The 24,077-nt window shown below is 55.1% G+C and carries 14 protein-coding genes; all 14 read right to left on the minus strand.

Annotated features, from left to right (window positions below):
• Positions 1–155: 155 nt before the first annotated feature.
• The 14 genes from GYN08_RS12500 to GYN08_RS12565 all read right to left on the minus strand — a co-directional run bounded on the left by GYN08_RS12500 (position 156) and on the right by GYN08_RS12565 (position 24,017).
• Complete coding sequence (locus GYN08_RS12500; RefSeq protein ID WP_166274675.1) at positions 156–4,541, minus strand: Ig-like domain-containing protein; 4,386 nt, start codon at positions 4,539–4,541, stop codon at positions 156–158.
• A gap of 138 nt (positions 4,542–4,679) precedes the next feature.
• A complete protein-coding gene (gene metK, locus GYN08_RS12505; RefSeq protein WP_166274677.1) occupies positions 4,680–5,882 on the minus strand; it encodes a methionine adenosyltransferase in 1,203 nt (400 codons plus the stop codon).
• Positions 5,883–6,063: 181 nt separating this feature from the next.
• Positions 6,064–9,036 (minus strand): S-layer homology domain-containing protein, encoded by a 2,973-nt coding sequence (locus tag GYN08_RS12510; protein WP_166274679.1) that lies wholly within the window; start codon positions 9,034–9,036, stop codon positions 6,064–6,066.
• Between the two features lie 557 nt (positions 9,037–9,593).
• Positions 9,594–9,935 (minus strand): hypothetical protein, encoded by a 342-nt coding sequence (locus tag GYN08_RS12515; protein WP_166274681.1) that lies wholly within the window; start codon positions 9,933–9,935, stop codon positions 9,594–9,596.
• Between the two features lie 168 nt (positions 9,936–10,103).
• Complete coding sequence (locus GYN08_RS12520) at positions 10,104–14,021, minus strand: S-layer homology domain-containing protein (protein ID WP_166274683.1); 3,918 nt, start codon at positions 14,019–14,021, stop codon at positions 10,104–10,106.
• A gap of 261 nt (positions 14,022–14,282) precedes the next feature.
• The gene (locus tag GYN08_RS12525; protein ID WP_166274685.1) at positions 14,283–15,404 is read right to left on the minus strand and encodes a glycosyltransferase family 4 protein; all 1,122 of its coding nucleotides are present in this window, start codon (positions 15,402–15,404) and stop codon (positions 14,283–14,285) included.
• Positions 15,405–15,505: 101 nt separating this feature from the next.
• Positions 15,506–16,273, minus strand: a complete 768-nt coding sequence (locus tag GYN08_RS12530) for a WecB/TagA/CpsF family glycosyltransferase (protein WP_166274687.1) — start codon at positions 16,271–16,273, stop codon at positions 15,506–15,508.
• A gap of 9 nt (positions 16,274–16,282) precedes the next feature.
• Entirely contained in the window at positions 16,283–17,410 is a 1,128-nt protein-coding gene (csaB, locus tag GYN08_RS12535; RefSeq protein WP_166274689.1) for a polysaccharide pyruvyl transferase CsaB, read from the minus strand.
• Positions 17,383–19,401 (minus strand): DUF5693 family protein, encoded by a 2,019-nt coding sequence (locus tag GYN08_RS12540; RefSeq protein ID WP_166274691.1) that lies wholly within the window; start codon positions 19,399–19,401, stop codon positions 17,383–17,385. Before GYN08_RS12540 ends, csaB begins: the two co-directional genes overlap by 28 nt.
• 193 nt (positions 19,402–19,594) lie before the next feature.
• Entirely contained in the window at positions 19,595–21,307 is a 1,713-nt protein-coding gene (locus GYN08_RS12545; protein ID WP_166274693.1) for a phospho-sugar mutase, read from the minus strand.
• Between the two features lie 51 nt (positions 21,308–21,358).
• Positions 21,359–21,793, minus strand: a complete 435-nt coding sequence (gene fabZ, locus GYN08_RS12550) for a 3-hydroxyacyl-ACP dehydratase FabZ (RefSeq protein ID WP_328802935.1) — start codon at positions 21,791–21,793, stop codon at positions 21,359–21,361.
• A gap of 198 nt (positions 21,794–21,991) precedes the next feature.
• Entirely contained in the window at positions 21,992–22,210 is a 219-nt protein-coding gene (locus tag GYN08_RS12555; protein ID WP_235946217.1) for a DNA-directed RNA polymerase subunit beta, read from the minus strand.
• A 105-nt stretch (positions 22,211–22,315) separates the two neighbouring features.
• The gene (locus GYN08_RS12560) at positions 22,316–23,122 is read right to left on the minus strand and encodes a flagellar hook-basal body protein (RefSeq protein WP_166274695.1); all 807 of its coding nucleotides are present in this window, start codon (positions 23,120–23,122) and stop codon (positions 22,316–22,318) included.
• A 16-nt stretch (positions 23,123–23,138) separates the two neighbouring features.
• Complete coding sequence (locus GYN08_RS12565; protein ID WP_166274697.1) at positions 23,139–24,017, minus strand: flagellar hook-basal body protein; 879 nt, start codon at positions 24,015–24,017, stop codon at positions 23,139–23,141.
• Positions 24,018–24,077: the final 60 nt, after the last annotated feature.

The following is a 24,077-nucleotide window of genomic DNA, read 5'->3' on the forward strand; positions in this document are numbered from 1 at the left end:
AACAAACCATTCTACCTTACTTCCACAAAATGAAAAGAGAAAAAGCGATCATTTCTACAAATAATTTGCAGAAACGATCGCTTTTCCGTACAAGTTCCGAAAATCCTGTGTAAAGATGACTATCTTGCTTGGGTCTTTCGTTTCATTTAATGGGATTAGTTCAAATAACCTGCTTCTTGAAGCACGCGCTGCAGCATCGTAGCCGCTTCCGCTTGGGTAGCATTTCCTTTCGGATTGAACTTTCCGTTGGAGCCGCCTTTGATGATTCCGGCGCTGACCGCCTTGGCCGCTTCCGTGGTGAACGTAATCTGTCCGCTGTCTTTGAAGGCGCTCAGCACGCCGGCCGTGCTGCCGTTCAACGTCGTGTCGACTCCGGCGTAATTCAGCGCGCGGACCATCATCGCGGCCATCTGCTCGCGGGTAATCGGATCGTTGGCACGGAACGTGCCGTCCGTATTGCCGTTAATGATTCCGGCGTTGACCGCGGCTCCGATCGCGCCCCCGAGATAACGGCTGTAGTTGGCGTCCTTGAATTGGTTAGCCGCCAACGTGTCGTAAGGCAGTCCCATTCCCCGGGCAATATATTCCGCGAACGATCCGCGCGTAATCGTCGTGTTCGGCGAGAACGCACTGCCGTTGCGGGTTTCCAAAATGAATTTGGAAGCCAGTCCGTTTACGGTATCTTTTGCCCAGTGGGAAGTCATGTCCGAATACGCGTACGAAGACGTAACGGGCGTCAACACCCGATTGCCGACTGTCGTGCCGCTGACTACCGCTCCCGTAGCGGAAGAGGTGACGTAGCTCGGAACGAAGAACGGACGGGCCGAGTCGATATCTTCGTAAACCACGGAAGTCGAAGCAGCCGGGGAAGCTCCCGACAGCTTGAAGTAATAATTGCCGGTTACGGCCGGAGCGCTCGTGTTTGCGGCCATGCCGGAAGTCAGCGGCGTAACGCGAATATCTACCGGATCGGACAGCAGCTGCGCCTTGTTATCCATCAGCATCGAGCGGGTCGAGATGGAAGAAGCTGCAGGCACGGGCTCGATGACGACCTGCACATAAGCGCTAGCCTGCGAAGCTGTCGCCAGCGCCTGCAGGTTTTTCAGCGGAAGTTCGTACAGCGCGTTTTTATACCGCACGGCTACCGACAGATTGCTCGATTTCTTATGCATTTCCGTCAGAATCGGGAGCGGGATGTTCACCACGGCCGAGTTGTCCGTCGAAGGCGCCTCGAATACGACCGCACGCGTTCCTGCCGTCAGGGAAGCTTCGAGCGCCGATTGAAGCGCGGAAGCCGACAGCGTATACGTATGCGTATCCTGATTGTATTTCGTGCTCGAATTCGACGCCGCAGCCGAAGAGCTGCCGAGAACGGACATGCTTTTGCCGAATTCGGCTCCGCTCATCACAGGCAGCGAAGCACCTGTCGCTGCGCTGCCGGCTGCTCCCGTCAAGTTGTCGACGGCCAGGCGCGTAAAGGCAGGAACCTGCGTTCCTCCGGTATTTTTGAGCGGGTTCGTTCCGGGACTGTAAGAAACCTGAACTTTCTGTCCGGCTTTGACCGGAGTGATCAGGTTCACGCTGACCGTGCTTCCCGTTATGGAGGAAGACTCCACGCTCGCGAAGCTTTCGTCGACGAACACGCTGAACTGCGAACTCTGCTGGGAGGTCGATTCCTGCAGCGCCCCGGTAAACGTGATCTGCAGCGCGCTGCCGTTGACGGTGGCCGAACGGATTCCGCTCGTTCCCGCCGTCGCCCCCACGGGCTGCAGGTTCAAATACCCGGCTGCATTCAAGTTCAGATCGGTAAGCTTCAACACTCCGGGCACATAGGAAACGCTGACTCCGTTTGCCGCAATCAACGAAGATGCGAGCGTCAGACGCACTTTCGAGCCGTCTACGGCCACGTTCGTCACGTAGACCGGCAGGCCGTTGGCCAGCACCGAGAATTGGCTGTTGCCCGGAAGATTGTCCGATGCCAGCGGTTCGTTGTAATTCAAGATCAGTTCCTTGCCCGACAGCTCCGCCGATACGAATTCCGGAGGCCGGCGATCGAGCAGATTACGGACGTGGAACGCGTTGAATGCCGACAAGTTTTGTCCCAAATAGTCTTTGACCGGATAAGCGCCCGGCGAGTAGCTCACCTTGACGACGGAACCTTCCGGAATATCCGATGTCGTGTACAGCGTCAACGTTTTGGAGCCGGAGGTAATCCCCTCTACGCCGATATAGCCTCCGTCCGCCGTAACGCTGAACTGCCCGTATGCCCGGCTGTCCACTGCTCCCAACAGGTTGGCAAACGTCAGTTGAACGCTGCGCGAATAAGCGGTGCCTTCCACCGGTTTCGGCAGCGCGGTGTCGATATTGTTGGTGACCGCGTACGAGGACAGCGCCGCCGCCTTGTTGCCGTTCAAGTCGCGCAGCGGACGGACGTCCGGCGTATAGGACAGCTTGACGTCCTGACCGACCGCCGCTCCAGTTCCAAGCGTTAAATAAACGCTTTCTCCCCGGACCGAGATGTCGCTCAGCGCTCTTTTTTCCCCATTGACGGTAACCGTGTAGCTGCTCAGCAGCGGATAGCTTACGGCATCCAGCTGCTTGTTGTACATCAGCCGAATTTGGCCGCTGCTGCTCATCGTGGCGCCTTGAATAGTCGGAACCGTCGTGTCGGCGGATACGGTACGGAAACTCCATTTGTCTTTGCCGCTGAGCCCGGCGAACTGGATTCCCGTACTTACCGCATCCGTTACCGAAGCCGGAGCCAGATCGACATAATACGAAGTTCCCTGCTCCAGCTTCGTTCCCGGCACGATCAGCAGCTCTCGCGGATTGGACGGATTAACCGAAACTTGAGCCGGCACTTCCGAGCCGCCGGACTTGTACAGGCCCACCTTGCCGCTTCCTGTCGCGATATCGCGGTTAAAAGAAACACGAATCGGCGTATCCAGGGCTACGTCGATGCTGCGATCAACCGGCGTCATGGAGACCAGCGAGATCGACTGCCCGTCGGTTACCGTCGAGAACGTCCAGTTCAGCGGGCGGTTGGCATTCGGGAAAGCATTGCCCTCCGCATCCTGCAGCGAGCCGTCCGCGAGCGTAACCGTATAGACATAACCGGCTTCCAGCGCCTTGGACAGGCTGACCGAGAGCGCCGTCGTTCCAAATCCGGAGATCCGGTCGGAATCGAGAGGCAAGCTCTCGTGCACCGTGCCGTCGCCGCGTTTTACCGTCAGCGTCGTTCCGCTTAACGAAGAAGGATACACGGCACGGCTGAACGACATTTTCAGCGCATTGCCTTTTGCCGCGCCCGCCGCTCCGTTTGCCGGACTCAACGCGGTAAGCGACAGGGCATCTCCCGTCGTCGTGAACGTCCATTCGCTTGTGCTTGCCGTTCCCGCGTAAGGACGACCGTCCAGATCGACAAACGTTCCCGGGTCCGCCATAACGTAATAGGTCGTGCCTCGGGTCAGAGCATCGTGCGGAATGCGCACAAGCGCAGGATTATCGGCATCGGGAGTCAGCGTCGAAGCTTTGACGGTTTGTACGAGCTTATTCGTATCGAGCCGGTAGATTCGGATCGTTTCTTCGCCCGAAGTCTGCTTAACGGCTTCCGAGAACGTCATCGTCAAAGGATCGGTTACGGATGCGCCTGCATTACCCGGACGCGGAGAAAAGAACGACACGGTCGGCGCCTTATCGATTTTGGATACCGTCCGGAACTTCCACTTGCCTTCGGCTGCCGGCAGATTACCCGCGTCTTTGAAGAAGCCCGAAGGATAGCTGACCTCATAGGTCGTAAAGTTGTCCAGGGCAAGGCCGCTTATCGTGATATGCGAGGTGCCTTTTCCTTTGAGCTGTTCCGCCGTCAGGGCAATTCCCTGCGCAGTCGGATCGTCCGCTTTGATGATTTTTACGTTCGATACGTCCGCATCTTCGTAATAGACGGATTCGTCGAAATCAAGCGTAATATCCGTATTGACCGCTATTCCTATGGCATCTTTTTTGGGAGACTGGAACAGCTGCTTAGGCGCCGCCGTATCCGACGCGTCCGTACGGAACGTCCAGGTCGTCTTCGAATCCACGCCTGTCCAGGGCTGAGCGGAAGCCGACGCGCTCTGCGGAACCGTCTGGAGAATGCCCGAATCCGCCAGCACGTAATACTCCGTCTGAGCGTCAAGCGACGTCGAAGCGGCATTGGTCCATACTGCGGCTTCCAACGGCAGATCGACCCGCAGCCCGTCGGCGGAAATGCGCAGTTTGTCGCCCGCGATTTTCAGCACCGTGGCGTCGTCCGCTTTTTTCTTTATCGTGAAAAATTTGCTGGCAGGCGTATCGCCGCGCTTCACCGCCGAAGCGAATGTCGCATACAGCGCAGGACGGAGCGATACGGCGGTCGTCGCGGGAACGAACGTCGTTTGGAGGGCTGCCGTTTCTCCGGCGGCCTGTACGGATGCGTAACCGCCGATGACAGGCAGGGGACCGGAAGCGAGCAGATTCGCGGCCAGCACGCAGGCCAGGCCTGCGGCAATTTTGTTTTTCATGACTTGTACCTTCCTTTCCTAAGAGAACACATTCTTTTTATTTGTCGGCATTAGTAAGCAAGAATGTTAGGCAAAGGTTGGAAAAGGCCATAAAAAAGAACCCTGGAAACCAGGGTTCTTCGTTTCGAAGCGTTAGGCTCAATCGCCGGCCTGCGCTCTCAATTCCTCTGCCTTGTCGGTACGTTCCCAAGGCAAATCCAGATCCGTGCGGCCGAAATGACCGTATGCTGCCGTCTGCTTATAAATCGGACGACGCAGGTCGAGCATGCGAATAATGCCCGTCGGACGCAGATCGAAATTGTCGCGCACCAGCTTCACCAGCGTTTCTTCGCTGACCTTGCCCGTTCCGTACGTGTCGACGCTGATCGATACCGGGTTGGCTACGCCGATCGCGTAAGCGAGCTGAATCTCGCATTTGTCGGCCAGCCCGGCCGCAACGAGATTCTTCGCCACGTAACGAGCCGCGTAGGCCGCCGAACGGTCGACCTTCGTCGGATCTTTGCCCGAGAATGCGCCGCCGCCGTGACGGGCATAGCCGCCGTAGGTGTCGACGATAATCTTGCGGCCGGTCAGACCTGCGTCGCCCTGCGGTCCGCCGATCACGAAACGGCCGGTCGGATTGATGAAGTATTTGGTCGCGTCATCCAGCAGCTCGGCCGGAACGACGCTCAGGATGACATGTTCTTTGATATCGCGCTGAATCTGTTCCAGCGTGACTTCTTCGGCATGCTGAGTAGACACGACGATCGTATCGACCCGAACCGGCTTGTCGCCGTCATACTCGATCGTTACCTGCGTTTTGCCGTCCGGACGCAAATAATCGAGCGTGCCGTCCTTGCGCACTTCCGCCAGGCGGCGCGCGATGCGGTGCGACAGCGCGATCGGCAGCGGCATCAGTTCCGGCGTCTCGTTCGACGCAAAGCCGAACATAAGTCCCTGGTCGCCGGCACCGATATTTTCGGTCTCGAGCTTCATCTGTTCCGGATCGCGGGTTTCCAACGCGGAGTTGACGCCCTGCGCGATATCGGCCGACTGCTCGTTGAGCGACGTCAGCACCGCGCATGTATTGTAGTCGAACCCGTATTTGGCGCGAGTATAGCCGATATCCTTAACCGTCTGGCGAACGATCGACGGAATATCCACGTATTCCGATTTCGTGCTGATCTCGCCGATGACAAGAACCAGCCCTGTCGCCACCGACACTTCGCACGCAACCCGTGCATTCGGGTCGTTGGCCAAAAATGCATCCAATACCGCATCGGAGATCTGATCGCAGATCTTGTCCGGATGACCTTCCGTTACCGATTCGGACGTAAACAAACGCCGTCCTTGAAGAGACATAAGCGTGTACCTCCTAAGTTCCCAGTGAAAATTTCCCGTATACAAAAAACGAACCTTTCCCCGGCGGGAAAAGGTCAATGATTCCATCCTCGGTGTTAATGGTAACGGATTGAGCAGGGAGTGTCAAATAAAACAAAAAAAGAAGCCCCCTCGTCAGGGGGCTTCTTCTCAAAAGCAGTACTTAAGGTTGTACTGGCACTTCAACCGAACGACGAGTTACGTCACCCGTTGCTTTGTTGTTAGCTGCAGAAGTATCAGTGATACGCTGTTGGTTCGCGTTCACAGTCACATCGTATGTCGAAACGACTGTTCTTGCGGAAGGAGCCAAGATTACCCACAGTTCGTTACCGGATACTGCAGTAGTGTAATCTGTGCCTGCAACCAGACGAGCGTTGCCGTTTACGCGAGTAACTGTCAGATCGTAAGCCGCTTGTTCTGCGCCGCCTACTACTTGAATGTTCTCGGAGAACGGAAGTACGATTGCTGTTCTTCCGGCATAAGTACCGTTCGCTACTGTTGTTGTTGCCAGCGTGTTGCCTGCTGCAGTCGTTACAGTAGGAGCAACCAGATCCAGAACGTTAGCTGCTTGAACTGTGTATCCAGTTTCGTATACAGCCGTACCAGCCGTAGTTCTCAGCGAGTTGTTTTGTACAATCTCGATTGTCGGCATAGTCGTGTTGCTGATATCCGAAGCGGTAGTCAGCGTAACTACGCTGCCGTTAACAGATGCTGCGACTGGAGTTGTGCCGTTTACACGGAAGTCGCTGGCATTTGCTGTACCCAGACCTTGGGAGAACTTAACTTGTACCGTTCTAGCTGCTGTAACTGCCGCTACATAGTTTGCAGGGTAGTCATTGCTGTAACGAGCGAGTGTTACAGCTTGTGCTGCCAGCGCGATTCTGTTTTCACCTTGGTTTTCAGTGAACTGTCTCAGCACGTTGCCTTGAGCGTCTCTTACTGCTTGTACAGTGACTGCAGTCAGAGTGTTGCCGAAAGTAACAGCCGTGTTATCGATTGTAGCCGGGAACGTCAGTACTACTGCCTGAGCGTTTTGAGTCACTTGTACTTCCACCGTTTGTGGCAGTACCACTTGACGACCGTTGAACGTGATCAGGTAGTTAGAACGGTTAGTCAGGCTTGCGATGTCCATAGCTTTGTTGAACGGAATTACTACTGTGCGAGTCGTTGGGTTGATCGAAGGCGTACCCAGCGAAGGCAGTGTAGCATTTGCTACGTTCAGCGTACCTGTGTAGTCATCAGCAGCGTTACGCAGTTGCGTTCTGTCTGTAATGCCTGTGATACGCAGAGTGTTGTTGCCGGAAGGCAGATCTCCGTAAGTCGTCACACGAATTGCAGTGTAGTTGGAATCCGGAACGAATGCTACGGACTGAATACCTTGTACTACGCCGCTGGAGTTCGTGACGCGGAAGTTGTTCACCGAAGCCGAAGCATCGCTCAGCGGTTTGCTGTAAGTGACAACAAAGCTTCTTGGAGCAGTTCCAGTTGTGTTAGTTTCAACGCGTACGCTGTTTACAACAGGCTTAGTCACGTCTACAGTTGCCGTAACCGTTGCAGTGTTAGGGTTCAGCGCGTTGCCGGAGTAGTCCTTAACGCCGTTCAGCGTCAGAGTAGCTGCATAAGCCGGCAGCGGGTTAGCCGAGAAGTCGAACGAGTATTTCGTGTTCGACAGTTTCGTTACTGCGCTTGCAGTACGTTGTGTCGAGCTCGAACCTGCAGTCCAGTAAGCGTTAGCTGCTGCTACTGTGGATGGATCCACTTCTTCGCTGAACGTTACAACCGCTCTTTCCAGAGTAGCTTCAACGCTAGTGATTGTAGGAGCCGTAGTATCTTCAACTACAGTGAACTTGTTGTCGCTGCTCAACGATCTCAGACCGGAGAAGTCTGTTACGTTGCCGACTGTCAGCGTGTGTTCGCCGATTGTCAGAGCGCCGCCGTAAGGAGTCAGAACAACTTCACGGCCAGTCGTTTGTACGGAACCGTAGAAGGCTTGTCCGTCCAGACGGAATGCAGTGTTAGCTGCGTCTTGGATCGGCTCGCTGAACGTTACCATGATGGCTTTCGTTCCCAGGCTGCGTACGTTCGTTACTGTCGGCAGAGCGTTGTCAACCGGAGTGAAGCGAACGTTCGAAGCTGTGATTACGCGGTCGCCGGCTTTGACGTTTTGAACCGACAGTGTGTTTTCCACTTGGTTCGTCAGCGTCGTGGACAGCAGCAGCGTTACAGTCGTTTCGTCTTCGGAGATCGAAGCGGAAGCGATTGTTCCAGTGCCCAGCGTGTAGTTCTTAGCGTCAGTAGCCGTAGCAGGGTCTACTTTGCCGTTGAACTTAACCGTTACTTCGCGCAGGTTGGTAGCTGTTACGCCTTCAACTTGAGTAGCGGAAGTTACAGTCCAAGTTACGCTTTCGCTGTACTCTTTGCCGTCGTAAGTGAAGTTAACAGTCGTTGCCGTGTTGGCTACGAGTGCTTTCTCCAGGTTTACTGTTACTTTCTCACCGTTAGCCAGTGTGAAGACAACAGTACGGCCGTTGTTTTGTACTTCGTACGAAGTTACAGCCGGTTTAACAACTGCTGTTTGATAAGCGTAAGCCGTGTCAACGAGCAGGCCGCGAGTTGCAGCTGCCGTGAAGTTAGCCGTGTTGCTGATCAGGCCAGCGTTGATTGCCGCTTGTACTTCGCCTTTAGCCCAAGCCGAAGCGTTGTTGTTGATGCCCGTAGTCGGAACGTCGAGCTTCGCGGCGCGCACCAGCGTAGCTGCCATTTCCTGAACCGTTACTTTACCGTTCGGATTGAACAGTTTTTTCGAACCAGTCGTTGTACCTTTCATGTAGCCGGCTTTTGTTACGGCTTCAACGTAAGGCTTGTACCAAGCGTTCGCATAGTTTGGATCCTGGTAGGAGTTCGTGCCAGTAGCCGAAGTGTCCAGACCAGTCAGCAGAGCTACGACTTTCGCGAATTCCGCGCGAGTCATGTCTTTGTCGAGGTAAGCGTTACCGTCCGGGTAACCTGCAAAGATCTTTTGGTCAACCAGTTGGTTGTACTTTTCCTGCGTAGTCAGTGTTGCCGCGGAAGTTACCGAAGCGAACATCGAGAGAGCCATAGCCGTAGAAAGGGCCAGGGATACAATTTTCTTCATACCTTTTTGTTCTCCTCCTTGGAGTGTAAATGTGTTTTTTTTGTCTGTAGTTGGTTCGCATTCGCTCATGTTACTCATTAGCTGATTGCACCCCCTTTCCAGAGTTGAGCAGGTAAGTATAAATGAGGTCTGTGACGGGTATCACAGAAACTTAAAACCGATGTGGTAGATAAGTAAGCACAAAGACAAGGGGTGCCCAATCCCACTTTCCGTATTATACATTGGTCGCTAACCCTCGTAAAGTCCATTTTCGCACAAAGCTTCACAACTTTACGGATTTGCGGCCAATCTTTAGAAAATCAGGAGTTATTGGCGCCTTGTTTTGACACTCAATGACTTAGACGCGAGAGGTTACAAAAAAGTTGCGACATTTTAAAAGTTTTTTTCTTTTTTTTGCGATTGCTTTTCTGGAGCATTTTTGAAGAGCTAGGCGGAGCCTCCTACAACTGTGCCCACTCATTTACTTAAACCTTCTAAGACTTCCGTAAACGCAAAAAGCGCCGAACCCGGCGCTTTTCGTATCTTCTATATAATAGAGATTATAGAGGACCCGACGCTTAGCGAATGCGCAGCGCCAGCTGAATGATTCTTGCCCGCATTTGCGGATCGGAATTGAGCTTCTCGTACATCTCGTCGATCGGCTTCTTGTTGTCTTTGTAAGTCTTATCGTGCTTGATCGTCGCGTGCGACCAGGAAATCAGTTCGTTCTCCGCTTCTGCCAGTTCGTTGAAGGCATCGTGGAATCCGGTTTCCAGAACAAGCTGCTCCATGAGTTCTTGTTCGACTTCCTGAGTCTTCTGTTCTTCCGCTACCCGAGCTTCCAAAACTTTGGAACGTTCTTCGAATTTCGTTTTGGCTTTCATATAATCAATCTGAGCTTTCGATTTGATCGGTTTCATTTACTCCTATTCACCCTCGCAGAAAGTATTGTTATTCGCTATTTTAACGTAAAACGCTTCAAAACACAAAATCTTATTGGAAGACGTCCCAAAAACGACAATAAAACCCGGGTCCGACGGTATCGCCGGTCCCGGGTTTTGCATGCTTGCAACCTCTGCCATGAATGTTTAGCCGAAGTTTTTAGGGAATACTCCTGTGCTCTTCTGCAGCAAGGATACCGCGATTTTCGCCGCTTCCGCACGCGTCAGATTGGATTTCGGGTTGAAGTTATAGCTTGCTTTCTTCTGTCCCGGAACCGCAACAGCCGAACCTGTCATGATTTTGGCGCTGTTGACCGCCATGATCGACGGGAGCGCGTAGGTGTCCGCTTTGACGGAGTCCACGAATGCTTTCGCTGCCGCCGCTTTCAGCTTGTCGTCGTTCGTCCCCGTTTTCAATTTAAGGGCGCGAGCGATCATTACGGCAGCTTGTTCGCGGGTCAACGGCTGGTCCGGCGCAAAGACGCCGTCTGTCAGACCCGTTACGATTCCCGCTCTAGCCGCGGTTTCGATATAGTCGTAGCTCCACGTCGTCGACTTCGCTCCAGGCACCAGATCCACGAAGGTCTGCTTGTTGTCGGAGTTGATCGGCAGCTGCAGTCCTTTGACCAGCAGCGTCGCGAATTCTCCGCGAGTCGTCTGATCGTCGGTACCGAACTGTTCGAAACGCAGATTGTTCATCAAACCTTTGGCATACATGCCGTTCAAAATATTCCGTGCCCAGCCGTGGTTGGTGATATCGCTGTATCCCCGGCTCAGCTTCACTACTTTGTAGTATCCGAATTCGTCGAACGGAACGGTAATCGTATGAGCTTTCGAATTGACTTCGCCGCCCACATTTTCCCACTGACGGTCGGGCCCGTAATGGAAGACCGTAATGGTCGAACCGACTTCGTCTACAACGTTCTTGTCGTAAGAAAGGGTCAATTCCCCGCGCTGGGTCGGCTTCACGATTCGTTCCGAAGACATCGCGGAATCGCCGAACAGTCCTACTGCCGAGTACGGCGCAATTCCGTTGGTAGGCGGAATGTAGCTTGTGTCGCCCTGGTTGCCGCGCTCGCCCATTCCTCCGCTGACCCAATAAACATTGGAGACAAGGCCAAAGTTGCGCGTGTTTTCCACAGAGTTGAAACGCAGCAGATACTCGTCGGGAATACTCCACGATTTCAAGTTCGTTTCTTCTGCGGATACGCCGGTTCCCGGGAAGCCGATCAGGTTACCGTAGTCGTTGCGGCGTTCCACTACGCCGTCTCTAGGGTCGGCGATACCGAACAGAAGTTTCGTGTCCGGATAGTACTTCGCAATTCCGGTGTTTGTCTTCGACTCCAGTACCGTTCCCTTAGGGAAGCTCAACTGCAGACCTTTATTGAACACCGTGTACTTGTTGGCGACTTTAGGCGCCATGTAAGAAGCGTCTACTGCCACCGTACCCGTGTAATACACGTCGACCGAACCCGTAATAGGCTTGCCTACTTGATCGATGGTGAATTTGATCGTCGTATTTTTATCTTGTTTCAGGCCTACAAAGTCGTACGTAAAGCGGTTTGGACCAAGGTCCGGACGCGGAATGGCCGAGTCTTTGCCGATTTTCACGCCTTTCGCGCCTTCCGCTTCGATATCGAAGTGGATGTAGTTGCGCGTTACCACGTACTTGCCGTCTACGCTCGGCTGCGGGGACAGCAGGCGGTAGGCGCTGACTTCGCGTACCACTTCGATTTTCTGGCTGGTTTTGGCGCCAGTCTTGTTGATCAGGTTGAACGTATAGAAGTAACTGCCCGGCGTTTCGATCGACAGACCTTCCACGCGCAGGACAAAGTTATCCTGAGAACCTACAATGGTGTACTTCAAATTCTGTTTATTGTAAACAAAAGTGCTGCTTGTCGTTCCCGGCGTATCCGGAATGGCGGCGGTAAACAACACGTTTGTTCCCTGGCTGATCGAGAGCGTTTCCGCGCCGTTGCCGCGCGCGATCAGATCATGCTCTTTCAAGCTTGTGGTGTACTTGCTGTTGTTGTAGATAAAGTCGGTCGTCAGGTTGAAGAACTGCGTCATAAACGTATTGTCTTTGATTTCGTCCATATCCGGCATGCTGACCCGGCCGTCCGCTTTGGCCGGTTGGAAGTTGGATACGTTCGACACGTTGGTGTCTACGATATAAATGCGCATTTCTTTGCGAATTTCGCGTCCCGTGCCGTCGGCATTCTTCGCTGTACCCGTCATCACAATTCGGTTTTCCCCGAACACCAGAGGTCCGTTGGCGGCGGATACTCGAAGGTTGAAGGAAAACTTACCGTCGCTCTTGACGTCGTTCAGGAAGCCGGGAACCGAACCTCCATCCGCTGCGGAAGCCGACTCCTCTACGCCGTTTACGTATAAACGGGCGTCAAAGTTGGCGCTTGTCAGGTTAAATCCGATGTATTCGCCTTTTACAGGCACATCGGTTGCCGCTTTGGAGTTCATTTCGTACGTTTGTCCGTCCTGCAGGTTCTCCACGTAAATGTAGCTCTGCGAAGTATAGGCGATTTTTACGTCGCGATAGTAAGACGAACCGCTGTACATGAAGCGAACCGTTTGCGAGCCGTTCTGGAAGTTCGTAATGCGGTAGATAAGTTTGGTCGGATCCGAATTGATCGGTCCGATGAGTTCGACTTGGATCGGCGTCTTGGAAGTCGGCAGGTACTTGGCAATCAGCTCAAGCGAACCCGGAGCCGAATTTGTATCGACTTCAATGTAAAAATCGCTTTTCGACACCTTTGCTCCGTTCAAGGCTACGCGCGATGCTGCCGTTTTCGCATCCCCTGGAACGTAGTCCGGGAGATAATACAGGTTGTCGATTACGATCTGTCCCGGCTTGTACGTGTAGTTGACTTGACGTTCGACTTTATAAGTCGTGCCTCCGTAAGTCAGGGTCAGCTTATGGTGTTGAGTCGGTTCCTCAACGGCTCCCGCAGCCGTCGTCTCGAACGGGACCGCCGTCTTCGATTGGAAGTTCACCAGGCGATAGGACGGCATGGAGGACGATGTCCCCGGAATGACTGCTTCGGTGCCTACCACTTGGGCTTCGATTCCGCCCGTTCCGCTGGCCGGAAGGTCAAAAACGATCGTTCCGTCTACCGCAAAATCTTTTCCGTTATCGGGAATCAGAATCTGTCCCACATAGACCGGCGCCGCAGTAGAAGTCCATACCGGCAGCTCGGCGTTCAGCAGGCTCAATGCTTTGGCGGAAGAATCGGAAGCGTCTCGAATACCCAGTTCCGTGAACGGATTATCCTTATTGTAGTAATACAATTTGTAATTGGACTTGACCGTGTTGGATCCGTTCTCGATCACGACTTGGAGATCGTTAAGTCCGGCTTTTAATGTGAGCTCGGGCGAGAAGAACGTGCCGTCCTGAAGCAGGGAAGTCGACTGTACCGTACCCCCGTTCAGCTGTACCGTAGCTTTGGTGATGTTTTGCGCGTTACCCTGCAGAGTGATTTTTTCGGCCGCGATGACGACCTGCGCGCCTTCGTTCAGCGTAATCGGCTGCGTATCGCCCAACGCTTGAAGGTTTAATGTGTAAGGAACTTCGTCAAACAGAACATAGAACGTTTCCGAACGCGTCAGGCTGCCCTGCTGGCCCGAGAAGGTAATCATGTTCATCCCGGAATAAAGCGTCACATTGGAAGAGAAGCGGCTTTCATTGCTGGAACCGCTCAACGTGATCGAACCCGGAGCCACTTTCGCGTTATCCGGCACCCAGGTTCCGTTCACAAGATTGAGCTGCTGGACTTCCGCGCTCAACGAGGAACCGGCTACTTTCATGTAAGAACCTGTAATCGTGAGATTTCCGCTTGTTACTTTATAAGCTTTGTTTCGATCCAGCATCTTGTCCGTTCCGGCGCTGTTATCCAGCCGGTATTGGGAACTCTCGCGAAGATCTTTGTTATCCGGATTGAAAAAGCTTGTAGTCACTTCCGCCGCGCGGGCAAGCCCTCCCGGAATCAGCGTTATGACAAGCGCTGCTACAAGCAGCAGACTCATAAATGATCTAAATTTCGCTTTCAAAGCATATCCCCCTTAAATATTGTACGACTGCCTACGATCGGAAACGACCTCTTCATTCCAATAGTCAAAGCCTCGCTCCTTTCTCCTCGTTATTGTTTTTATCGGCCATGTGCAATCGATATGTTATAAAAACCCCCTTATTTTTTTGATTTCTTCCAAAAAAGGCGGCTAAGCAAAAAGCCCTGATTCCATAGACGCTATGGAATCAGGGCTTTCGGTATGACTTTCTATGCGACTGACTGAGACACGTGAATCTTTGCGTTAAGGCTTCGCCCGATCCTGCGGTTTGACCCGCAGGCGCGACAGCAGTTGAAGCACCGGACGCTTCGTCTGACCGACGAGCCCGATGATTTCGGCACCGATCTGCATAAAGAACATCATGACGCAGATGACGACAAAAGTGACCCAGTTGGCCTCGAACATCGCGGAAGCGGACTGGATAACGGCAAGCACGCCGAAGAATGCGGCAATCCCGTAGATAATCAGCACCGTCTGGCGATGGCTGAATCCGAGTTCGCGCAGGCAGTGGTGCAGGTGGCCTTTATCGGGCGCGAAGATCGGTTTCTTTTGCAGCTTGCGGCGCACGATCGCGAAGAAAGTGTCCGACAGAGGCACGCCGATAATGATCAGCGGCGTGATGAAAGACAGCACCGCGATCTGCTTGAATCCGAGCAGAGACAGCATGGCCAGACTGAAGCCCAGGAACAGCGACCCCGTATCTCCCATGAAGATCTTGGCCGGATGGAAATTGAAGAACAGGAAGCCGACAATGCCGCCCAGCAGCAGCAGGCAGAGCATCGCTACGAGCAGGTTGCCGTTGATCAACGACATGACGAGAATGGTGCCGATCGCGATACCGGATACGCCGGCCGCCAGGCCGTCCAGGCCGTCGATCAGGTTAACGGCATTCGTGACGCCGACGATCCAGAAAATGGTCAGAGGAATGGCGATCCAGTTTTCCAGGGTAGAATAATCATTCGAAAAAGGCAGGTTGACGAAATCTACTTTAATGCCGAAACCGAATACGACTACGCAGGCCGCACCGGTCTGAATGAGAAACTTCAGTTTGGCGTTCAAATCGAATCGGTCGTCCAGCGCGCCCGTCAGTACGATAATCGAGCCGCCGATCAGAAAAGCTTTGATAAAGTTCGAGTCCCGTTCCGCCAGATCGAACGGAAGAAACGGCATTACGGCAAGCAGCGAGAGTACGAAAGCGAGAAAAATTCCGAGTCCGCCGAGTCTGGGCATGATGCGCGTATGCACTTTGCGGGCGTTCGGCACGTCTACCGCTCCGACTTTGACGGCAAAGCGCTTCACGAGCGGCGTCAGACCGAGAGCCAGTACGAGCGAGAGTACGAAACCGAGAATATAGACGATGAACATGATTGTCTCAAACCTCCAATGTGTTTCAACCGGGAATTATTATACCCCTCTCCGCGGCCGAATACCAGCATGAATATGCGGTTTTGCCCCTCGAATCCTCTTTATTTCATGCTTTTTTTCGCTTTTTTGACCGTTTGCATGAACCGGGGCAGCGCCATCATCCGGGGCAGACGGGAAGGCTCCTTCGCCAGCCGGTAAAACCATTCCAGACGCAGCTTCTGCATGAAGACCGGAGCACGCTTCGTCTTGCCGGAAATAACGTCGAAGCTGCCGCCCACGCCCATAATCACGGGAACGCCGATCTCTTCCTTATAACGGGCGATCCACGGCTCCTGGGTCTTGGCATCGCGCGCGACAAACAGCAGGTCCGGTTTGGCCTCGCGAATGTTCGCGATGATCTCCGCATTCTCGGACTCGCCGAAATAGCCGTTGCGCACGCCCGCGATTCGAACCTTCGGATATTGTTTCTGTAACCGGCTGGCTGCTTCCTGAACCACTTCCTCCGCCGCTCCGAGCAGATAAGCGCTCCATCCCAGCTGTTCGCCGCGTTTCATCAGTTCCTGCAGCAGATCGAATCCGGCGACGCGCTCGGCGACCGGATCGCCGAATTCCTCGGCGGCCCAGACGACCCCCGCTCCGTCGGGTACGATCAGTTCCGCTTCGCGCATCGCGCGCATATTGTCTTCGCTCTCCAGCGCCGCCATGATCATGATCGGATTTGCCGTAATGATCTGATGCGGCTTTCCCGAAGCGACAGCTCGTTCCAGAACGTCGACGGTACTTCTCATGTCCAGCTTCGAGACTTCGACGCCGAGGATGGAAGTGACCGGTATCTGTCCGATTCCGGCTTCATTATGACTATGACTCATCGGTTTCGCTCATCCTTTTTGTGCAAAATAGTCCGCGATCGCCCGGGCGGGCCTTGAAGCTTCGCTCTGCAGCTGGGCGATCAGAGGCTCGCGATCCGCTTTCCAGCCCTCGGCGTCGTCCAGCAAATGCGCAAGCTCTTCGGCCAGCCGCTCGGGACGCACCTGTTCGCTCGTTCCGATCGCCTTGGTCTTCAGGCGCGCGAGGAAGTTATCGATCTTCGGATCGTAGGAGATCCCGGCAAGGGGCACACGCTGCGAAGCGGCGTAGATCAGACTGTGCAGCCTCATGCCGATCAGGGCGGAGCAGCGTCCGACCTCGAGCAGCATCGCCTGCGGATCTTCCGTCTGGCGCGTCGTGATTTTGGATCCGAGCGACTTGACGTCGCCCATCCGCTCGATTACGTAATTCGAAGCCGCTTCGTCGTCCGGCAGATGGAACGGGAGGAAGCAGAAGTGTACATTCCGGCTCTCCGCCAGCTTCCGCAGTCCGTCCGCGATGCCGGCGAGTTCTGCCCGATCCTCGTCCCAGAAGCGGACCGACACGCCGATTTTCGGCAGTCCGTCCGGCTTTTCGGCCGGGAATTTCGAGACGGCCCCGGTCGGAAGCGGCAGACCCATGACGGGGTCGGGCACCACCTCGATCCTTCCTCCGTCCATTTTCATGGTGCGCAGCAGCGCCGCCGATTCCTGGTCCCGCACGGAGATGTAGTGGCTGCGTTTGAAAGCGCCGTGTATGAGCGGATAAAACATTTTTTTGTTCACCGGGCCTACGCCCTGCGCATACACGAATACCGGTTTCCCCATCCACTGGGCCAAACGGATAATCCCGACGTAATAAGGGATCGTTTTCGGGCTGGTCGCATCCTGCAGCAGGCTTCCGCCGCCGCTGATCAATCCGTCGCTGTCCCGGATCGCCTGCCGCACTTCTTTCATGCTCATCCGATGTACGGCTTTAACGCCGTAAATGCCGGACGTCCAGGAAGGATCGCCGGAGAGGACGATCGGCTCAAACTTGATGCCGCTTCGTTTCCCCTCCTGCTCCAAAGCCGTCAGAATCGACTTTAATACCGCTTCATCCCCGCTATTGCGGAATCCATAGTAGCCCGAGATTACAATTTTGCGAGAAGAGGCGACCATTTTTTCCAACACCTTTCGATGATTTGCCATACCAGCACGAAGACCAATCCGACGATGATGCCCAAACCGATGCCGAGCAGGTCACGAACCAGAGAGATCCAGACTGGTGTATGAATATGGGCGAAAGTATCGACGATTGAAAGCTGGCCGATTGATGCGATAACCATGACATAAATGGCATGTCGATACTTCAATGCAACGAATACCCCAGCGATAAAAATTGGATGGCCTAACAGGAATTCTTTAAAGCGCGGACGTACGCCGACCGTATTTTCAAGCAGCGTACGGAACGCTTTTTCCAAACCTGTAGCACTTCCGCTGTTACCAGTTCTCGACAGATAGTACATGCCGACCACGCCGATAACCGCAACAATAATGACCATGGCGATCGTCACCGGCATGCGCAGAATCTTGCCCACGCTGCCGAACGCCGAATTTTTCCGGTAAAAGAGCACGTACAGCGCGGTCAGCGCAATCGGCGCCAAATGCAGCAGGCTGACGCCGCGGAACTGTTCCAGCACCAGCTGATACGTGACGCGGTTCAACAAGGCGATAATGAACGGCACCGCAAGCAGCGACATGGCGCTCGTGCGCAGGAACAGCAGAATGCCGTGAGCAAGTCTTCTTCCGGTACTCATGTTCTGGCCGGCGTCGTGCAGACGATCGATCTTCCGAACCGCGAACACCATGGCGATCGTCGGCGCGCTGATCGCGGCGAACAGCGCCAGCGCCTGTTCCATGACGTGAGGCTTAAGCACATACAATCCGGCCGTTCCGATAAGACCCAAAATGAAGGCCAACAGCGTCAGCGGCGGAACGAAGACGGAGACGAGCAGAGCGACAAGCGCAACCGCGCCCAGGATGGCAATCCAGCGGAAGTAATTCTGCCCCGCCATCTCGGCGACTTCGAACGAATCGGCCTGTCCCATTTGGAACCCGTAGTTTTCGATGCGCTGAATCGCGCCTTCCGGCCCGTCAAGACTTTCGACCAGATTCTCGATCGTGTCGGTAATTTCTCCCTTGACCGTATTCGTCTGAATAGCGGTGTGAATGAACATCATGCGAATATTGCGATCCTTCGCGGCAAGCGCGAATCGGTCCGCGATGACATCCGGGTCCAGCGACGAATCGCGGCCGCTCAACGAGTAGAGACGGGCCACGTTATAGTTGGTCTGCTTGGCCAACGTCTCGAAGCCGCGCTGAGGCCCCTTCAGATTTTCGATCGCGGCAATTCCGATTCCGCGCTCGTTAAGCAGCTTCGCAAAGTCTTCCAAATGCCGCTCGTCCGGCTCTTCCGCATACCCCGGCACTTCTTCTCCTTCGAACAAAATGCGTTCGACGCCGAGCGCTTTGAAACGGTCCAGCAGGGAAGCTAGCGATTCCTGGTTGTAGACGGTGCTGTTACCCAAACGCGGCAGCAGATGAAAGCCTTTCGACTTCAGCAGATCCATGGCAATCGGATCAGGTTCCATCGTCTTCAGTACGGCGTTCTGTACCGGCGTGGCGATCTTCAGACCGTCGCGTCCGTTCAAGGACCAATCTTCGACGGCGATCTCCTGGCTGGCAAAAGCTTTGCGGATGATCGGCTCGATCTTTTGCCGGCTCTCCGCGTTCGTAAACAGCAGATATGTAGCGTTCTCATCGGCAGTCAGTACTTTACCGGTCAGACGCGCCGCGTCCTGTTCGCTGTACACCGTAATTCTTCTGGCGTTGGACAGTTCCGTCAGCGTCGTTTCATACACGGCCATCGTCTGAATGCCGGCTTCCTTCAATACGTCAAGCTGCTCATTGATCCAAGCGTTCGGATTGCCCTGATAGGACGATCCCTGGACGAGATCCCGATAGTCAAAGATCATTTCCACGTTTTTGGACGTGCCTTCCGTCCGGATCCGGTCGTATGCAACCGGAAGGGACGCCACGATTCCCAAAATTACCAGAATCCATAACACTTTACTTGCAGCCTTGTTCCACTGCCGCCACTTCTGACTCAATTTCGGTATACCTCCTTGCCGGAGCGTTCGCTTCGGCATTGCTTAAGTTGATAAATCAGACGCCTCCTGCCGAAACGCGCCGCTTCGGCGCGTTTCGGCAAGAGGCATCGTCGGAACTCCTGGAAAAACCGCCGCGAACGCGAGGATTTCGGTCCGCGGCCGTTTCATTGTCGGTTTCTTGAAGTCTGGATTCTTAAGCGTCCACGCGCTCGGTAACGGCGGTTACCAGGCGCTGTACCGCTTGTTCCGCATCCGCGAGCGAATCGCCGCGTACCGCAAAGTACACTTTGATCTTGGGCTCGGTGCCCGAAGGACGCAGAACGAACCAGGAATCGTCTTCCAAAATATACTTCAAGACGTTCTCCTTGGGCAGTCCGTCGATGCCCGTCTCGTAATCGAGCGTCTGCACGACTTTAACGCCTGCCACTTCGGTCGGCGCGTTTGCGCGCCAGTCCGCCATAATCGACTGAATTTTGGCCAGGCCGTCTTTGCCTTTCATCGTCCGCGATTCCAGGCGTTCGATGAACGTGCCGAACTGCGCGTACAGCCCTTCCAGCACTTCGTACAGCGTCTTGCCCTGCGTCTTATAGTACGCAGCCGCTTCCGCGATCAGCATGGAAGCCAGCACCGCGTCTTTGTCGCGCGCATAGCTGCCGGCCAGGTAACCGTAGCTTTCTTCGTAACCGAACAGGAAGGTGTGCTCCCCGGTCTGTTCGAATTGGGTCATTTTCTCGCCGATATATTTGAAGCCGGTCAGCGTGTTGAGCACTTCCGCGCCGTAATGACGGGCGATCGCCGCGCCCATCTCGCTCGTCACGATCGTCTTGATGACCGCGCCGTTCTCCGGCAGCGTGCCCGCTTCCTTCATCCGTCCCAATACGTAATCGACCATAATCGCGCCGGATTGGTTGCCGCTCAGTACGACGTACTTGCCTTCCTTGTTGCGCACGACGGCGCCCATACGGTCACAGTCCGGGTCCGTGCCGATCAGAATATCCGCGTTCAGCTCTTCGCCGAGCTTCATCGCCAGCGTGAACGCTTCGCGTTCTTCCGGGTTCGGCGACTTGACGGTCGGGAAGTCGCCGTCCGGCTGCTCCTGCTCCGTCACGACGGCCACATTCTTGAAGCCGATCTTCTCCAGCACGCGGCGCACCGGCAGGTTGCCCGTACCGTGCAGCGGCGTGAAGACGATCTGCAGATCGTCGCCCTGACCGGCCGCCAGCTGTTCGCGGCTCAGCGACAAGCTTGCGACCGTGTCGATGAACGCTTCGTCTTCGGCATCGCCGAGCCATACGAGCAGCCCCTGACTTTCCGCCTCTTCGCGGGTAATTCGCTTGATTTCGGAGAACGACTGCACGCCCTGCACCAGGCTGATAACGCGTTCGGCTTCATCGGGCACCAGCTGTCCGCCTTCGCGGTTGTAGACCTTATAACCGTTGTACTCCGGCGGGTTGTGACTGGCCGTGACCATAATGCCGCCGTCGGCCTGCAGATGACGAACCGAGAAGGACAGCTGCGGCGTTGTACGGAGCGAAGGATAAAGCTTGGCCACGATTCCGTTGGCGGCCAACACCAGCGCCGCTTCCAACGAGAACTCCGGAGAGAAATGACGCGAATCATGCGCGATCACAACGCAAGGCCGGCCTTCTTTGCCCTGAGCCGTTTCGTTTATGTACTCCGCCAGACCTTGAGTCGCTTTGCCCACCGTATAACGGTTCATACGGTTGCTTCCTGCGCCGATGACTCCGCGCAGGCCGCCCGTTCCGAATTCCAGCTCCCGATAGAAGCGGTCTTCCAGTTCGTCCGGCTGCGATTCCAATCCGCGCAGTTCCTGTTTCGTTTCTTCGTCAATGCTTGGGTCTTCGAGCCACTGCTGGACGACCGCCGCGGTTTTTTCGTTCAACATGTTTCTTGTACCTCCCTGTCCGGATTGTTGGGGTGAAGAGGCGGTAGCGAACTATTCGCGGTCGGCGAGAGCAAACATCATATCGCCCTCGGCCACCACGCTGCCGTCCACTTTCGCTACGGCGTGCCCCTTGCCGATCTTGCCCTTGAAACGGGTCATTTCGACCTCAAGCCGCAGCGTGTCGCCCGGCTTGACCTGGCCGCGGAAACGGAATCCGTCGATGCCCGCGAAGAAACCGAGCTTGCCGCGGTTCTCCTCCACGCTCATCATCGCCACGGTTCCGACCTGCGCCAGCGCCTCAACTATTAATACCCCCGGCATGACCGGATAACCCGGAAAATGTCCGGCAAAGAAAGGTTCGTTAACGGTTACGTTCTTGATGCCTACCGCGCTTTTGCCCGGCTCGACCTCCAAAATGCGGTCCACCAACAGGAAGGGCGGACGGTGCGGAATAATATCCTGAATTTGCTGCGAATCCAAAGTCACGTACAAAACTCCTTTCGGCAATTTCCCCCATCATTATACAGTTTCCCGCAGCAAAAAGAAATCGAGGAAAAGTAAGCGCAAAAAGAGCCGCTTCGGCCCCCGCGGGCCCGAAACGGCTCTTGCCGCCCGCCTGAAGCGCGGCATTTGCGCCCCGGCGAGCTTTAGCTTTGAAAAACAGTCGGAAAACGAAAAAGACGCTTACGGAGCGAAAACGAGATCGAAAACGTGCATCCACGTCTCGGGCTTAAAGGCTTCCTCCCACCCCTGTTTGCCGATGTATACGTAACCGAAGACCAAACCTCCGGTCAGACAGAGCACGAAAAAAAGCAGAAAAAGAATAAACCGCAGCATTTTTCTGCCGAACGTCTTTTTGCGCCGTACCGGGGTCTCTTTCTGCTCGTCCATCACTTTTTCCATTTCCATACCTCCTTGCCGCAAAGTCTGAAGCCCCGGCATCTCCCGGGGCTTCGGACTTGTTCGTCGTACCGCGCATGAACCTTGCTCGAATACGCGTTTTTTTGTTTATTGACGGATGCCGTTCGCCAAAGTGGCCATCGTATCGCTCGACGTCAGCGCTTTGGCGGCCAGCTGATAAGCCCGCTGCGCCTGCAGCAGCTCGGTCATCTGCGCGGTCATATCCACGTTCGACTGTTCCACGTAACCTTGACGAACCTGGGCCGTTACGCCGTTGTTCGTCAATACGTCCGCTTCGTTCACGCCGTCCGCCAGAACGAACACGTTGCCTTCCGTCTGTACCAAACCTTCCGAGTGCTGCACCCGCGCCAGCGAGAGCCGTCCCGCCGCCGTGCTCGTGCCGTTCGGATTCAGCGCGCGGACCGTTCCGTCACTGTCTACCTGAAGTTTGGAATTCGCGGGAATTCGAATCGGCTGTCCGTTGGTGCCCATAACCGGATGTCCCTCGTTGGTGGTCAGGTAGACGTTTCGGGCGTCGCCGGCGATCGAAGTCAGCTGGAAGCCGCCTTCTCTCGTCCAGGCTTTCTGTCCGTTCGCCTGAATCTCGAACAAGGCGTTGCCTTCGATCGCGATATCCGACAAACGGCCGCTTTCTTTCAGCGGTCCTTGGGTCAGATCGATCGTGACTTCGCCCATCCGAGCGCCGAAACCGAGATTGTATCCGGCATCCGTACGGCGCCCGTCGAGTTGGAAGTGCTTGCCCTGCTGTTGAACGCGCGTCAGCACGTCCTGGAAGCTGCCCTGCTTGGCTTTGTAGCCGACGGTATCGAGGTTCGCGATATTGTCCGAAATCAGGTCGAGCTTGCGCTGGAGGCCGTTCATCGTCACCGCAGCGCTGATCATCGAGTTATTCATGAATGTGCCTCCTTAGTTATACTCTTCCGACTTCGTTGACGGCCTTTTCCAAGCTTTTGTCGTAGAACTGCACGACTTTCTGGTTCGCCTCGTAAGCGCGAAGCGCAGCCGTCAGATCCACCATCGATTGGGCCGCGTCCACCGTGGAGCGCTCCAGATATCCCTGCTTGACTTCGATCGCGTCTTCGTTGGTCGCCGCGCGAAGCGCAGCCGCTCCCTGCGTCTTTTCCGTAAACAGGCCTTCGCCGTCGCGGGTCAGTCCGTTCGGCTGCGCCGCAACCGTGATGCCGATCCGTCCGGACGCGGCGCCCGTCGCTTTATTGAAAATGGTTCCGTTCTCCCGCACCCAGTAATCGTCCATCGAACCGGCCAGCACGACCGGCTGTCCGTCCTGACCCAGCACGTTCTGGCCCATGGAAGTAACCAGGCGTCCGTCCGCGGTCAGATGCATATCGCCGTCCCGCGTGTAGCTGACGCCGCCTTCCGCATTCTGAACGTTAAAGAACGCCTGCGGCTTGTACACGACCTGACCGTTCGCCTGAATCGCTTTGCCCGAAGCATCGAACACGACGTTCCCGCCTCTAGGGTCGGCGACCTGAAGGTCGGAGACCAGAGCGAGGTCGTCCGAAGAGTTCGACTCGGTCACGTCGCCCTGCACCATCATCGAAATGCTTTCCTCGGCAAAAACCCCGGTGTTCAGCTTGCCCACCTGACGGTTGTCGCGGCCTTCGTCGCCGTTTTGCAGCGCCACCATCACTTCAGGAAAAGAACGCGCGACGCTCTCCACCTGCTTGTAACCCGTCGTATTCAAGTTGGCGATGTTTTGCGTGACGGTGTCGTGTCTGTGCTGCTGCGTCATCATGCCTGCGGTCGCCGTGTATAATCCTCTCAGCATTCGATGTTTTCCCCTTTCCGATATCGCGGATGCGGTCTCTTCCGTCTTGCAAAAGTCTTG

It is taken from the genome of Saccharibacillus alkalitolerans (assembly GCF_011090185.1).
GTDB lineage: Bacteria > Bacillota > Bacilli > Paenibacillales > Paenibacillaceae > Saccharibacillus > Saccharibacillus alkalitolerans.